This window comes from Flavobacterium panici, assembly GCF_024499525.1.
In the GTDB taxonomy this organism is placed as follows: domain Bacteria; phylum Bacteroidota; class Bacteroidia; order Flavobacteriales; family Flavobacteriaceae; genus Flavobacterium; species Flavobacterium panici.
Genome location: NZ_CP100437.1, coordinates 3408496 through 3424547, shown reverse-complemented (window position 1 = coordinate 3424547; position 16052 = coordinate 3408496). Strand labels below are relative to the sequence as shown.

8 protein-coding genes are annotated in these 16052 nt (G+C 36.8%); all 8 read right to left on the bottom strand.

Annotated features, from left to right (window positions below):
* Positions 1-13: 13 nt before the first annotated feature.
* Positions 14-367, bottom strand: a complete 354-nt coding sequence (locus NLJ00_RS14545) for an L-rhamnose mutarotase (protein WP_256634286.1) — start codon at positions 365-367, stop codon at positions 14-16.
* 164 nt (positions 368-531) lie between these two features.
* Positions 532-3135, bottom strand: coding sequence for a xylan 1,4-beta-xylosidase (xyl3A, locus tag NLJ00_RS14540; RefSeq protein WP_256634285.1), 2604 nt, complete (start codon positions 3133-3135; stop codon positions 532-534).
* Between the two features lie 265 nt (positions 3136-3400).
* Positions 3401-5446 (bottom strand): beta-galactosidase, encoded by a 2046-nt coding sequence (locus NLJ00_RS14535; protein ID WP_256634284.1) that lies wholly within the window; start codon positions 5444-5446, stop codon positions 3401-3403.
* 328 nt (positions 5447-5774) lie between these two features.
* Entirely contained in the window at positions 5775-7931 is a 2157-nt protein-coding gene (locus tag NLJ00_RS14530) for a glycoside hydrolase family 44 protein (RefSeq protein ID WP_256634283.1), read from the bottom strand.
* Positions 7932-8313: 382 nt separating this feature from the next.
* A complete protein-coding gene (locus NLJ00_RS14525; protein WP_256634282.1) occupies positions 8314-9765 on the bottom strand; it encodes a cellulase family glycosylhydrolase in 1452 nt (483 codons plus the stop codon).
* Between the two features lie 112 nt (positions 9766-9877).
* Positions 9878-11113: a glycan-binding surface protein gene (locus tag NLJ00_RS14520; RefSeq protein ID WP_256634281.1), complete on the bottom strand. Its 1236-nt coding sequence runs from the start codon at positions 11111-11113 to the stop codon at positions 9878-9880.
* 19 nt (positions 11114-11132) lie between these two features.
* Positions 11133-12716 (bottom strand): RagB/SusD family nutrient uptake outer membrane protein, encoded by a 1584-nt coding sequence (locus tag NLJ00_RS14515; RefSeq protein ID WP_256634280.1) that lies wholly within the window; start codon positions 12714-12716, stop codon positions 11133-11135.
* Between the two features lie 18 nt (positions 12717-12734).
* Positions 12735-15899, bottom strand: coding sequence for a SusC/RagA family TonB-linked outer membrane protein (locus NLJ00_RS14510; RefSeq protein WP_256634279.1), 3165 nt, complete (start codon positions 15897-15899; stop codon positions 12735-12737).
* Positions 15900-16052 lie beyond the last annotated feature (153 nt).

The window sequence follows — 16052 nt, the reverse complement described above, 5'->3', positions numbered from 1 at the left end:
CAAAATCTGCTGTTTATTTGTCCATTTTATAAATCTGCTCCATTAGTTGCCATTTTTGGTCAGCAGTTGCCTGCGAATCGCTATTCTGGAATTGGGACATATAAGCTTCCCATTCATTCTGACGTGGTTTTAGTGCCAATACAGTCATCGCTTTTTCATGATCAAAATCAGCGATGGTATCCATAATCATAAAAAGCCTTGTTCCAAGAAGGTAAATTTCCATATCAATAATTCCTACTTCTTTCATGCCCTCTGTTATCTCAGGCCAAGCGGCTCCTTTGGCATGCGCTTTTTTATAGGCATCTATTAATGCTGGATTTTTACGCAATTCCATGGTTTTACAATAACGTTTAAGTGTTTTTTGCATATTCTAAAATCAATTAATTATTTATGTTTTCTTATTGAATTTAAGTCGTAATTTACCCCCTGTGTATATAACTTTCTGATTAGGTGCCATAACTAACTCTGCCCCACCAACTCCTTTGTTCATATTTTCTTTAAATAAACCAATATCGTGTACGACTAGTATTATTATTCCAAGACTGTAATGGATTTGGTTTTTAAAACTTTTGTATCGGAACTATTTCCGTAATACACTTCATATTCACCGGGTGTCACCATCATTTTTCGCTGGCTCCAATCGAAAAATTCAAATGAAGAAGGATTCAGATCAATGACAACTTGTTGGGTTTTACCTGCCGGAATTTCTACCCGTTGGTATCCCCTCAATGTTTTTAACGGACCTTCAATATCGTTTACTTTACGGACGTACACCTGAACAACTTCAGTACCAATACGTTTACCCGTGTTTGTAACTGGTACGGTCAATTGGATGGTCTCATTGGCTTTGAATGTGGTTTTGCTTAACTTGGCATTACCTATTTTGAAAGCTGTATAACTTAATCCGTATCCAAAAGGATACAACGCATCGTCCATAAACCGGTAGGTTCTTCCTTTCATAGAATAATCTTCAATATCGCCGAGCTTTTCTGAATTCCTGTAGAAAGTAACAGGCAATTTTCCTGAAGGATTGTAATCTCCGAAAAGGACATCGGCCACAGCCTGACCTCCGGATTGCCCACCATACCAAGCCTGAAGGATGGCATCGCAGTTTTCGGTTTCTGGGGTTAATGCCATGGCAGCCCCTGAGCAGTTTACAAACACCACTTTTTTGCCTGCTTTTTTCAACGCCTGCAAACATTTGCGCTGCGATTCAGGAAGTTCAATATTGGTTCGGTCGCCACCTTTGAAACCGTGGAATTCTACTGGCATTTCTTCCCCTTCTAATTTTGGTGAAATCCCACCAACAAAAATCACTTCATCTATACCTTTTAATTTATGCAGCAATTCATCATAATTAACTGGAATCTCCCTGCCGATATTTAATTTAAGACTTGCTTCTACGCCATCGTTAACGGCAGAAAATTTAACCTCAACCTTGTAATCTTTCCCTTTTTCAACCTTATACGGAAGTCGTATTGGAGCTAATTGCCATAATTCTTTGGAGAACAAGATCTCATTGTTTACCATTACATCACATTTTCCGCCAAATTCCAATCTAAAAACGATTTCCTCTGATTGGCCGGCATGATAAACCGCTTCATATTTTCCCGAAAAGCCTTTAAGATTTACTCCACGGCTAAATTGGTTCTGACCAGCAGTAGTCAATTGTATCGGATTTACAATCTGCTCTTGTGCTACAGCATCTCCCTTAAATTCTTTGTTGTTCCAATAAGTTGCTTTGATTCCTGCTTTTCCATCTAAAGAGCAATTTTCGAAAAGGCTTCGGGTAATCATCTCTTCAATCAGGTCACAGCCTTTATCATAAAATACTTTATCTGCAGGAAGTTTTGTTTTAACACCCTCTAAAATAGTAGTAATACTTGATGGAAAGCCATTGTAATTGCCTAACAACATAGGCTCATCGTCGGCGTTAGGCCCAATCACAGCAATTTTTTTTGCTGATCTTGACAATGGAAGGATATTATTTTTATTTTGAAGCAATGTCATCGATTCCTGAGCCATTTTAAGAGCCAGTTCCTTATGCTCTTTGGAATCAATTACCGACATCGGAATTTTTGACCATGAGACCAATGAATCATCATCCATTTCACCTAAGTCGAAACGTCCGACCAAAACCCTTAACAAACGTTCATCTATCTCCTTTTCATCAATCAATCCTTTATCAACTGCCTGCGGCAATTTATTGTAGGCATAGCCCCAACCACATTCTACATCGGTACCAGACAGGACAGCTTTAGCAGCCGCATGCATTTCATCTGACGAAACTTTATGACTACTATGAAAATCCGCAATGGCACCACAATCGGAAACAACCAGGTATTTGAAACCCCAATCGTTGCGAAGGATTTTTTGCAGCAGGCGTGTACTGCCACAACAAGGTTCATCATCTAAACGCTGATAGGCGCACATAACTTCACGCACATCGGCCTGCTGAACCAACGCTTTGAATGCCGGCAAATAGGTTTCCCATAAATCACGCGGATTAACGTTGTTCAGGTTCAGCGAATGCCTGCTCCACTCAGGGCCGGAGTGCACCGCAAAATGTTTGGCACACGCCAATAGCTTTTTGTATTTTGAATCGACAGGACCCTGAAGTCCATTTACTACGGAAATCCCGATACGGGTGGTCAGGTAGGGATCCTCTCCATAGGTTTCCTGTCCGCGTCCCCAGCGTGGATCACGGAATATGTTTATGTTGGGGGTCCAAACTGACAAATTCATAAATTTGCTGTTTTCCTGCCCAGTTCTTCGAAGCTCATGATATTTGGCACGAAATTCATCAGAAACAGCGCTGAAAACATTGTAAACCAACTTATCGTCAAACGATGCTGCCATCCCGATGGATTGCGGAAAAACAGATACATTATAGCCATATCTTATACCGTGCAATCCTTCGCTCCACCAGTTGAATTTTTTTATACCTAAACGAGGAATTGCTTCTGACTCATCGATCATTAAAGCCGCCTTTTCCTTCAACGTAAGACGGGAGATTAAATCCTTTGCGCGTTCCTCAGCACTTAATTCGGGATTCTGATAAGGGTATTGCTGTCCCCATAAATTTATTGTAACAAACAAACTTAGAGAAAACCAAAATTTTAATTTTAATAACATTATAAATCTTTAAATTATATTTTTAGACCTCACTTTTTAAGTCTTGAAAACCTGCCATCGCTTTTTTCAAAACATTCCTTAGGAATAATTCTTTGAAAAAAAATCTAATTCTTCTAAAAAAATATCCTGTTAAGCGCAAATAACAACTAACTAGCTCTGATATATAAAAATCACCAGCGCCAAAAAAAAAACTATAACCAACTTATAGTTAACACTTAAACCTTAAAAAATTGGACGCTGGTGGATATTTTATCTGGAACAATAATTATTTTAATTCTATAAATTCAGGCTCATAAGGAGCAATAATAAAATTATCTGAGAACTCTTTATCGAAAAGAATACTTCGTGACTTTCCTTTCATTTCTATCTTTTTTGGTTCGCCAGTCGTATTAAAATACAAGAAATGATTTTTATCAATTTGCCTTGCCATTACTCCTACAGGCACCACTGGTCCCTTCTTAATTCCCAGTTCATCTATTAGCTCGTCAAGCAATGGGTTAAGCACATTTCCATCAACTGGAAGTCCTACATAAATAGCCCTGCCTTTGCCATATTTATTAGAAAACAATATCGGATAATCCTTATCTAAACTGGTTATACTGGCCATAATCTTAGCTCCTTTGGACTCTATTATCTCAAAACGCTCTGAGTCTGTATCTACTGCTTTTCCTTTATAAATTACTTCCAACTTTTTGCCTTTGTATGCCTTGCGGGATATTTCATTAAATGCTTCTGTTTCTTCAAAACTTGCCACGCGAACACCAAACACGTCACTGAGCATTCCCGGACGGGTTGTTTTGAATATTTGCCCTGTTTCATCAACAAGCCCCGAATTGCTGCTCATTATTACTGTACCACCATTCTTAACAAATTCTCGTATTTTATTTGCTGCTGTTTCATCCATTACAGTAACACCTGGAATTATTAACAATTTATAATTCAAAGTACTTTTACCAATGTCAAGAATTCGGGTATCCATATTTCTATAATAAAAGATACCAAAAGCTCCCTGTAGCTGTTCGTCATGTTTTTTTGGAAAATCATTACTAGCTATCTGACTTGGAAAGGAAAAAGCCAAACCTACTTCTGCTTGCAAATTGTAGGGGAAATATTTTTCTATTTTTTTAAATTCAGTTGCAATTTGCTTGTATTCATCGTATTTTCTATTCGGTATCCCGTCCCAATCAAGCATGCCTTGAAGATATTGTTCTTCACCAGCCCACATGCTTTGCCACGTCCAGCCGCACACCATTTGGTTTCCATACATTAGCGTTGCATAAGCTGATTTTCTAATCGAATTAGGGACAGCAGTCATAGTTGTGAACTCGCTGCACCAAAATGGATTTGTACTTTCAAATTGAATGCGTGCTATTCCAAACAACGAATTCATAACTCCCCAATTTGTTGTCAGGGAATTTCCTGGATAGAATCCAGCACCATGTCGTGTCATTTTACCAGAATAAGCCATAGGTGCATAATCAAAATATTTAAGCGCACTATAATACCAGGCATTAGTATTGGTTAATGCGTTTGGAGCATTGGTATTCACCTTATCGATGACTTTGAATAGGAACTGATTGATTTCATCTGAAATGAAGCGTCTGAAATCAAGCATTTTCTCAGGGGTATCATGAGCATAAATTTCAACTGGAAGACCAATTTCCTCAAATTCATTATGTCTTTTAGACCAACGCTGTGTAGCCCACTCCTTGTTTACTTTGTCAATGGTTGTATATTTATTTTTTAACCAAACTATAAATCTTTGTCTTACTGTTTCAGAGTAAGAAATAGGACCATCTCCTGACTCATTATCGATACCAAAAGCAGCCAGTGCAGGATGATTCGCATATCTTTTGGTAATTATATCCGCATATCTTAATGCGTATTTTTGATAATTTACATCACCAACATCTTCCATATAACGGTGGTTTGGAAATATTGTATTCCCTTTTTGATCCACAATATCAATAGATGGAAATTTTTTGTGCAGCCACATAGGAGCAGGACGTACCGCAATATCCAGTATAACTTTAATTCCGGCCTGATTCATCATATCCATAACTTTATCAAACCATTCAAAATCAAAATTACCTTCAGATGGTTCGTAACTGTCCCATGCCAAATGCCCCATACGGACTGCAGTGAATCCACCAGCTTTCATTAATTGAATATCCTTTTTTATTTTCTCCATATTCTTATCATCGTGCGGATGATAATTAGCACCTACATATAATTTCTGGGCACTTAAAGTGAAATTAAATATAACTGAGAATAGAATTAGTACAGTTAATTTGCTCTTTGTAATCTTCATTTTTTCTATTTTATATTATTATTCGCTTATTATTTGTTAGTTAGATATTCATTAAACTAAAAAAACAAATAAGAAACATTAGAGATACTTTTTAAACATTATCATTTTCACCTCAAAGCTTATTCTGCTTTTCTAACAATAAATAGCGCTTAAACTAATCTCTTTCTTCTTTAATATAATACCAATTATAAAGGCTAAATGATGCAATCTTTGCTCTCTTGCCGCAAAAGGTCGAGGTAAGGATAAATTAACATGCCATCTACCATTTATAATTGGTATAAAATATTGGTATTATTTTTTTATAAGGTAAACTTGTTATTATTAGGTGTTATTTTTTCACAACTTTAAAGGATTTAGACCAACCTGTCCCATTTACTTTTACAATATATAAACCTGATTTTAGAGAAGCTCCAATAGCTATTTTATCAGACTCATTATCAACTTTGATACTTTGTAACACCCTTCCTAACATATCTGTAACTTCTATTTGAAGTTCACCTTTATAATCTGATACCTCTAATTTTAAACTATCGACAAATGGATTTGGATACAATAACACCTGGTTTTCTGTCTGTTCAACATTTACAATTTTGGTAGTTAATGATGCTGGCTTTTGAGTTCCACCACCAAACGTAGTTATTGTCCATTGCTGTGGATCTCCTGTACTTGCTGTATATTGCCCCAAATCTGAATTGGAACCTCTCCACATTCCATCAAGGTACAATCCAGTGTTACGATTTTTAAATTTGGTATATGCTCCAACTGTTTCCTTTGACCAATGTAAATTCCAATCAGTACTGTTGTTAGCCTGATAAACTGCTGATCCGGCAGTGGTCTGCCCACTACCATTAAGGTATAGACCTGAAGCTACATTCTTAAATTTAAAATAATTTCCTTCAACTACTTGTTCCCACTGTTGTGCAGTGTTTCCACTGTAAGTCCACTGTCCTGCAATAGCGCCATTATCAAACCTATACATTCCATCAATTGCCAGCCCGGTAGCCTTATTCTGTATCGTAATAACTACTGAGGCTTTTTTAAGCAGAATAGCTGTAGTAGAAAGCTTTGGCACAGATATAGTTAACGAATTTGAGTTGACTGAAACCTGGCTTGTTTTGAGCGCATTTTGTGTTTCAGATACAAAAGTTTCAGTAGCAGGCAAAGACGACAATTGTAAAGTCTTATAATTTCCATTATTTACCGAAAATCCGTTAAGGTTTACTGTCAGATTTTGAGCTGAGTTCATGTCTTTGTTTACAATTATTACAGTCATCTCGTCTGCGGCTTCATTTATTGAGGAGTAAGCCGAAACTGTATTTTCTGCTGAAGAAACACTTGAAACACTATATTCTTTAGCATTCGTGCTAAACAAATGCAACGTTTCCCACATACCAATAGACCAGTTCCATGGAGTAAACAATTCAACTCCATTGTTTGCAAATGTGCCCAAATGCGAAGCATAAATAACAGATTCAAGGCTTGGGTTGCTGCTTGACATGGTGCCCCATTCGCTTACACCAACTGTGATACCACTATTTGCACCAAACTCTTCGGTTACCCAATCATTGATACGCTTGAAAATATATTGTTTTTTAAGTGTATCATCCCAGCCACCATTAATTGATCTAATACCGCTTGAACCCGGATAATCATAGGTTTCATCATAATAAATTCGGTGTCCTTGCAGTGCCTCAGCATCGTTATTATAAGCAGGATAGTTGTGAATATCTATTACATCTACCAGCTTGATACCGGTTGCCTTATACTCATCGCCAAGACGTTTTATAAAATACTCAAGCCATGGATAATACTTGCCATTGATCCATATACTCTCATTTGCCCATTTGTACCAGAACCATTCGGAAGTGTTAACAGGACCGCAAAGTTTGATACCAGGATATAAAGCTTTTGCCTTCTTCGCTAATTCGATATAGCGGTCCATGAATGCAGAGGCCGATATCTGTGTTGGCATAGCATAATCATGCGTACCACTCCATATATCTACCTCATTGTCCATACTCCAGTATATAAAACGGTTTTTATCATATCCTTTACCGCCTGCTCCAAACCAGTCATTTAGAATTGCCACTGAAGAATCGGCTGGCCAAGGTTTGGTAAACAGATCAATGTTACCATCAACCAAAGCTGCTCCGCCACCAGCTGGATTAACAACTCCTCCACCGGCTAAATTTTGATTAAGACCTGACCAATATTGTGCTTGGTTGAAAGCCCAGTCATTAAAGTTATGCTCGTTGCTCGATGCAACTCTGCCCAGTAACTGAAAGGTAAACATCCCCTGAATGTTGTTGGAGCTATTGTTCATAACTCTTTGTGCCACTACATCCCAATCAGAAGCATAAACATTATTATACCAGTCTGGATGAACATCTAGTTTTGCCTGCCAGTTATAAGTTGTCGCATTATTACCACCGATACGCGCAAAACGCAGACCCGCATCTTTATAAAATTGAACAGTATTCTCCAAGCCTTCATTCCGTCCATATATGTATGGAGATATCTTTTTTTTGTTTACAGCAGCATTTACTGTAATTTGGATTGATTGCCCAGAAGCTGTAGCAGTGATAAGACAACAAAAGCTAAACAATAAAATCTTAAGAAAATATAATTTGTTTGTTTTCATTTTTAAAAAATTTGGTTAGTAGTTAATAGCAAAATAATGTAAATAATGAGTATAAAAAATAATGCTGATACGTTGAAAAACACCAGCTTAACAAAACACTTTCTATAGACAAAATGTGGTTAATACATCATTACTATGAGTCATTGTTTTACTACCACAGATAGTAGTTTAAAATAGCCCATTGGAACGAGTTAGCTTTAATACTAATTCCAATGGGACCAATAGATTAATTACCAGCAGCCATAATAGCATTTAATGAACGCTGATCATTTACGGTATTGGTTCCTCTATCAAAAATCCCACCTGTATCCCAAACAAATGGAGCGCCACCAATAGCTTTGCATTGTTTGGTATTAAAGGTGTACCAATCATCAATTGACTTATTGTGCTTATCCAATTCTTTAGGTTTAAATTTACTTGTGGCATTCCATCTGTTAGAGCTGTATTCTCCCATAAGACAAGGAATCCCTTTATCAATAAATTTTGTTTTGATTCGAGTATAATCCACCAATATTTCAGCTTCTTCCCCATATTGACAGTTTCTATCTGGTTCAATAGTTGAATGATTGGCTTCACTCCAGTAAAAACGCACATTATCCCAACCCCCGTTTATTTTATCGTCAGCTAAAATTGTCATACTACTTGGTGTGTAATTATGCCATTCAAATGCCAAACGATTTGGAGTCGGGTCTTTAAATGCCGCAAAGTTCTCTGCATAAATATGTTCCGGATGCCCTTGTACCACTAAGGTGCGATAGGTATTGCGGCCGCCTGTTGAACGAACAGCATCGATGAAAGTCTTATGAAATGTTAGTAATATTTTCGTTTCTGCATCATCATCAGCATTTGGTTCATTAGCACTGGCAAACATCAGATGTTCGTCAAAATCACGCAATGTTGTGGCCATTTGTTCCCAAAGCGCTTTTTGTCTGGCATTTATCTCTTCTTGCTTAACTGCGGTAATATTATTCTCTAACCAGCCACCATCCCAGTGGATATTAACCAATACATACAAGTCATTCTCTACGCACCATTGCACTACTTTTTTTATTTTATTAAGATAATCAGCATCTATTTTTGCAACACTGGATTTGTCCGCATTGCCAACATAATTTGGCCCACATGGTAGACGAACGGCATTAAAACCTATTTGCTTTATAAATTTGATATTCTCTTCTGTAGGATCTGCATTCACACCTCTTAATTCGAATGTATTGCCAATATTTATTCCGTATTTAATTGCTGCAATAACTTCAGTTGCTGTATGATTCATTCCAGTCATATCTGGTGCCTTTGGTGATAAATTATACGTTGGATATTTATTAGCTGTTTGCTCAATAGTAATTCTTCGGGCCTGACCATTATCAGCTACAACAGTTAATACAACAGATCGGGTATATGCAGTTCCATTAGCTGAAGCTGTAAATGTAATAGCAGTATTTCCACTATCACCAGATTCTTTACTTAACTGTAACCATGATGCTGCCGAATTACTAACGCTCCATTTACTGTTTGCAGCAATGGTAATTTCTTCTGATGTACCCCCTTCAGGTCCAAAAGAAACAGTTTTTGCTGAAACAGATAATTGTGCGTCTTCGTCTCCATTATTTGAACAATAGACTGAAAGCCCTGTAACAATGAGCAGTAGTAAAATTTTATAGAAATGTTTAAAATTCATTTTGTTTTTTTTAGATGAATAAATTTTATTATAAGGTCTGCGCGAGCATCGAATTTTTATTGATACGCACAGACCTTAATTTTAATTAATCAGTTATTATTAATAAATAGCTTTATTCTTTGATTTTGACCACCCTGATATTGTCAATGGCTCCGCGGAAACCAGTTGCTGTTGGTGTGCTGCCATCATTGATAATAAAAAAGTTTATACCGCCTTTTCCAGAATCACCCACTAATTGGGTTAAGCTTGTAGCCTGATCTCCTGTACCATCTTTTCCATCCTTTTTTGTACGGAATTCAGTTAAAGGGATTGTCACTGTTACCCATTTTCCGCCAGTGGTAACCTCAGCCGATTGCGTAGAAGAAATTTTCCATGGTTCATAACGGGCTAAATATGTCCAGTTGTAATCTTTTACAATAAAGATAGAGCCGCCGTTCCAGGTACCCGGAATATTGATCTCAAACTTAAGGGCAAATTGATCTACACCTTTTCCTAAATCAGCTGTTGGAATCCATTGCTGTGCCTGTTCAATATTAATTCCTCGGCCTCCTTCCCACCAGGAACCATTACCTGCATTAAGAATACCACTGTTTAAAATAGGATACCACCCGTGATTACCTGAAAAATCGGGATCATTGTTACTTGTCGATGTACCCCAGGCCATACTTCCAATAGTATCGAAATTACAAATCATACCAGTGGTTAAATCATTGACATTAAATGTTGTAAGAATTTGACCTGATGCTGTAGTTATTTTTAAAGGTCCGCTTGTTGTAATATTTGGCATTACAAAGCTAATTGACGTCCCATCATCTTTGGCTGTATAATCAGTTATGGCTGCACCGCCAAAACTAACTTCGTTAATAAGAAATAAATTTGAACCTAATACAGTGACAATTTCTCCCTGAACCGGAATCTCGTTTGAAATATAAAAAAATGCAGGTGGTCCCGCAACGATATCAATATTGAACGTAGCCGAACCACTTTCATTAACAACTTCAACAGTATTTAACTGATTTTCAGGAACTGAAGGAAATGGTATTACTGAGGGCACCTGAACAACAGCATAGTCATCTGAAAACAACCCCCCATTAAAATCAACTGATACACCATTAAATGCTATCTTAACAGCATTTTTTAAATTAGACCCTTTCAAAACTACCCACTGACCAGGCACCAATTTATTTACAAGAGTATCATTGGGAGAAGCAGCATAATTTCTCACTTCTGTAATTACAGGTGCACCATTTGAATCATCATCATTATTACAAGACGTTAACATTGTAATAGTCAGTGTCAACATCAAAAACAGCAAATGATTAATACGGTTATTTACTAACTTTTTCATATTTATATATTTTTTATCACTATTCATAATAAGGTACTGATGGTTCATTCAACTTAGGATTAACAATCACTTCTGATGTCGGCAATTGTAAAGTAAAAGTAGCAAAGGTAGCAGGAGAAATAGCTCCAATAGGATCTTTAGGTGTAGCCACTTTGGTATCTTTATTATAGTCAAATTCTACTCTTTGCTGATTGGTTAGAAGATTAACTGCTTTGACAGGATCATAATAAGAAAGTCGTACCAAATCAAACCAATATTGTCCCTCACAAGCAAATTCAACTCTTCTTTCTTTAAAAATAGCATCTCCATCAAGCACTGTTACCGGATCAACACCTGCACGCTCTCTTACCTTATTAAAATATAATAATGCATTAGGATCACTTGTGGTAAAATTATTACCAAGTATAGCTTCAGCATATATTAAATATATATCTGCTAATCTGAGTAATGAATTATGCTCTATAGAACCCAAATGAGTCATTGTAGGGGTATTATTATCTACCTCATTCCCAATAATATGTTTCTTTATAGCTGGTCCTCCAGGGTTAAAACCGCCGCCGGCAGCATTCAACTCAGCATAATGATCTCCTGGCAGCATAAATGTTGCTTTTCGTCTTATTGAATCCTGCGGGGTATAATGCTGATATAGATCATAAGAAATTCCTGGAGATCCCCACGCGCCATCCTTGTGGGGATTAATATCGTTACTTGGAGAATATGTCAATAATTGGTTACCCAGCATCCATGAATTGGTTGCAGACCATTGCAGTGCAAATAAGGACTCCTGATTGTCATTATACTGCGACTTAAAAAGATTGGCATAACTTGGAAGCAATGCTAATCCACTTTTTTCAATCACATCTTTTGCATATTTTTTAGCCAGGTCTAAATAGGCCTGATTACGCATCCCCCCTGATTGTCCTAATCCGGCCATAGTTAAATATACCTTACTTAGCATCCCTTTTGCTGACCAGGCAGTAACCCTGCCAGGGGTATCAGTATTGGGAAGATTTTCAGCAGCAAAAATTAAGTCCTCTGTGATGAATCGATAAACATCTGTTACTCTGTTTTTATTTATCATAGGCGATGCTATTAACCTGGTGTTATCCTCAATAATAGGTACCTCTCCCCACAACATTACTATATGGTAGTAGGCCATGGCGCGCATAAATTTTGCTTCCGCTATTGCCGCATTTTTATCAGCTGTGGATATTGTTTCCGGCGTATTTTCATTAATAGCTTTAATGGTGGTATTACAATGCGCAACTGTGCGATATAACGCTCTCCAGCCTGATATCAAAATATCGTTAGATCCTGAAAGCGTAAAAGTATTAAGCTGGACTAATGCCGCACCTCGATACTGAAAAATCAAGTTTCCACTTAAAATGTCCCCTAAAGGAAGGTAGGCTGAATTATTCCATTCTGCCCATACTTTAGTTCCATAAAGAGCAGCAGTAGCTAATCTAATTTCATCTTTTGTCTGGTAAAAATTCTCACTGCTTATCTCTGAATCTGAAGGTCGGTCAAGAAAATCATCCTGGCAGCTTACTGTAAAAAAAACAGTAAACAACACACAAACCATTTTTAAATTTATATTTTTCATAATAGTTAGTTTTTTTGTTTAAAGTCCTAGATTAAGCCCGAAAGTAAAGGTTCGGGATTGTGGATAAAAGCCACTATCAATTCCAGCCTGTAATGGATTCCACGAACCTACTTCGGGATCCATACCTTTATAGTTTGTAATAAGATAGGAATTGGTAATATTGAAATACACACGTAAAGAACTCATACGTATTTTCTGAATCAATGCTGTAGGGAATCTATAACCAATGGTAACATTTTTACACCTGATATGAGATCCGTTTTCAACATACCTGTCAGAAAAACGGTTATTTCTATTGCTGTCATTATTTTTAAGCCCTACAATATTAGTATTGGGATTGGTGACATATACATTATTAATATCTGAAGCTGAACCATTTGGATCAATTAAGGCTAATTGAGCATAATCTTTCAATGATGTCAGGAAGCCATTATTTGTCAAAGGATTATCACCATTAACCCTCATTCCATTTACGACTTCATTACCCAGATTCGCCGTAAAGAAAATATTCAAATCAAAATTCTTATAGGTAAAGGAATTACCAAGACCAAATTGAAAATCAGGAATAGGAGAACCCAATTTTTTTTGATCCCTTTCCGTAATAACGCCGTCTCCATCTAAATCTTTAAATTTAAGGTCTCCATACCAAACCCCACCCGAATTTGGCGTAATTGGCAAAACGGTACCATCTGTATTGGTTGGTAAAGCATGAGTTTTAAAATCCTCCGCTGTGGCAAATACCCCATCTGTTACATAGCCATAAAAATCACCAATAGAGCCTCCAACTACAGTTCTGGAAACTACCTCAGAACCCAGATATCCAGGTAATGAAGCCCCATCAGTATTTAATTTCAATACTTCATTTTTATTATGTGATAAAGTAAAATCTGTAGTCCAGGTAAAATCCTTGTTCGTTATGTTTGTGGAATTTAAGTGAAGATCTATTCCTCTATTTCTAACAGAACCTATATTTACATAAGGTGAATTAATCCCTCCGTTTCCAATCCCGGAATATAGTGGTAATGGAATCTGCATTAATAATCCGTCAGTATAGCGATTATACACATCAACAGAAAGGTCAAGTTTTCTTCCAAATAACCTCGCATCGATCCCGATATTGGAATATTCTGTTTTTTCCCATTCCACCACAGGATTTCCCAGATTAGAAGTAAGTTGTGAAATACCTGATAAACCCGTAGAAACAGTTTCTAAAGTGGACAGATAAGCATTGTTTCTAACATTTTGATTATTGGTCAGACCATAGCCTACCCTCAGCTTTAATTCATTGACAATTTTTGAGCCCTTTAAAAAATTTTCATTATTGAGCTTCCATCCAAAGGCACCCGAATAAGTGGTTACCCAACGGTTGTCCGATGCAAATTTTGAGGAACCATCAGCACGGCCATTAATAGTAAATAAATATTTATCATCATAAATAAAATTAACACGTCCAAAAAAAGATTCCTGGGCACTGTCTCCTTTGCTTCCGCCATTGGTTGCTGTTTCCATATCACCAGAACCAATATTGGTGACATTGTTTGAAATGAAATTTTTTCTTCCCGCAGAAACATTCTCAAACTGGGACAACTGTGCCTCATGACCTGCCAGGATATTGACATTGTATTTACTTTTAAATACCTTAGCATATGTAAGGTAACTTCTAAAAGTGGTATAATAATCTTGACTATAAGAATAAAAAGCTTCGTTGGTAAGTCTTTCCGCTAAGCCAAACTTATAAGTGGGAAAAAATTTATCCTCTGTTTTATATGCAAAATTTCCTGACAGTTCATTTTTAAATGACAAATCCTTTGTAAAGGCTATATCAATATACAAATTGCCGAAAAACTGATTTCTTTTAGCCTCGTTTTTATTTACAAGTGCAAGGGCATAAGGATTTACACGTTTTGCAATCCATCCTTCATTACTTTCTTCTCCGGCATAACTGCCGTCTGCATTTCTTACCGGTATATCCGGGGTCTGACTTAATGCTTCGGAAATTACACTTGAACCTGTTGAATTTACATTCTCATCAATATGAGTTAATTGTAAGCTGGTTCCTATTTTTAGCCAGTTTGTAGTTTGGTTATCTAAATTTAATCTTACTGATGCTCTTCCAAATTCAGATCCCAGTGCAATCCCTTCCTGATTAAAATAAGAGCCTGATAATAAATACTGCGTTTTATCATTACCCCCACTTAAAGTAAGCACATGATTTTTTACCGGGGCCTGTCTGAATAATTCATCTTGCCAGTTTGTCCCCTCACCCAAATACTGAGGATTGGCAAACTCAGGTCTATTATCAAAACCCCAAACAGCAGCTCTGTCATTGATAAACTTAGCATATTCTCTCAAATTCATCGTTGGATACTGTTTAATCAGTTCCTGTACACCTGTTGAAAACTCGTAGGAGATTTTTGGTAGTCCTTCTCTACCTCTTTTTGTGGTAATAACAATTACACCATTTGTTGCCTGCGATCCGTAAATGGCAGTAGCTGATGCGTCTTTTAAAACGTCAACAGATTCAATATCCGATGGACTTATAGTTGCTAATGGATTGGTACCGTTAGCACCATCATAGCTTTGCCCAATTATAACTCCATCAATTACATATAGTGGAGAACTACTTCCAAACGAAGACAGACCACGTATTTGTATATTAACCCCTCCTCCAGGCTGCCCAGATGTTTGTTGCACCACGACACCAGCTACTTTTCCTTGTAGTGCCTGATCAAAAGTAACAGGTTGGGTTTTGCGAAGCTCATTACCCGATATGGAAGATATTGACCCTGTAAGATCTCCTCTTTTTGCTTTACCATATCCAATTACAACCACTTCATTTAAGGCTTTTACATCCTCTTTCAAACGGACAGTTAATTTATTGTTGGTAATCTTCAATTCTTGTTTAATAAATCCTATATAGCTAAGGACAAGTACTTCTCCAATTTTAGCCTTGATAGAAAACGAACCATCAAGATCTGTTGATACAGCATTGCTTGTTCCTTTTAGAAGAACGGTTACACCAAAAAGTGGCTGCCCATTTGGGTCTGCTACAACACCAGTAATTTTTTCATCGGAATTTTGAGCTGATGCCAGGCTAAAAGAACAAAGCATAAGCAGCAGGGCATAGTTTTTAAAAAGCTTTTTTGCCTTAACAAAGCGTTGAATTACATCTTTTTCATTCATAGTTAATTTGGTTTTAGTTAGTTAAAGTGGTTAAAAGTTAAATAATTGTCTCTTCATTATTTTATTTAGATAATATTTTGCAAATTCACATTTTTATACTTGTAAAATTGCGTTATTAAAAAAATAAAGAGCGTGTGTAAAAGTAATTTAAGT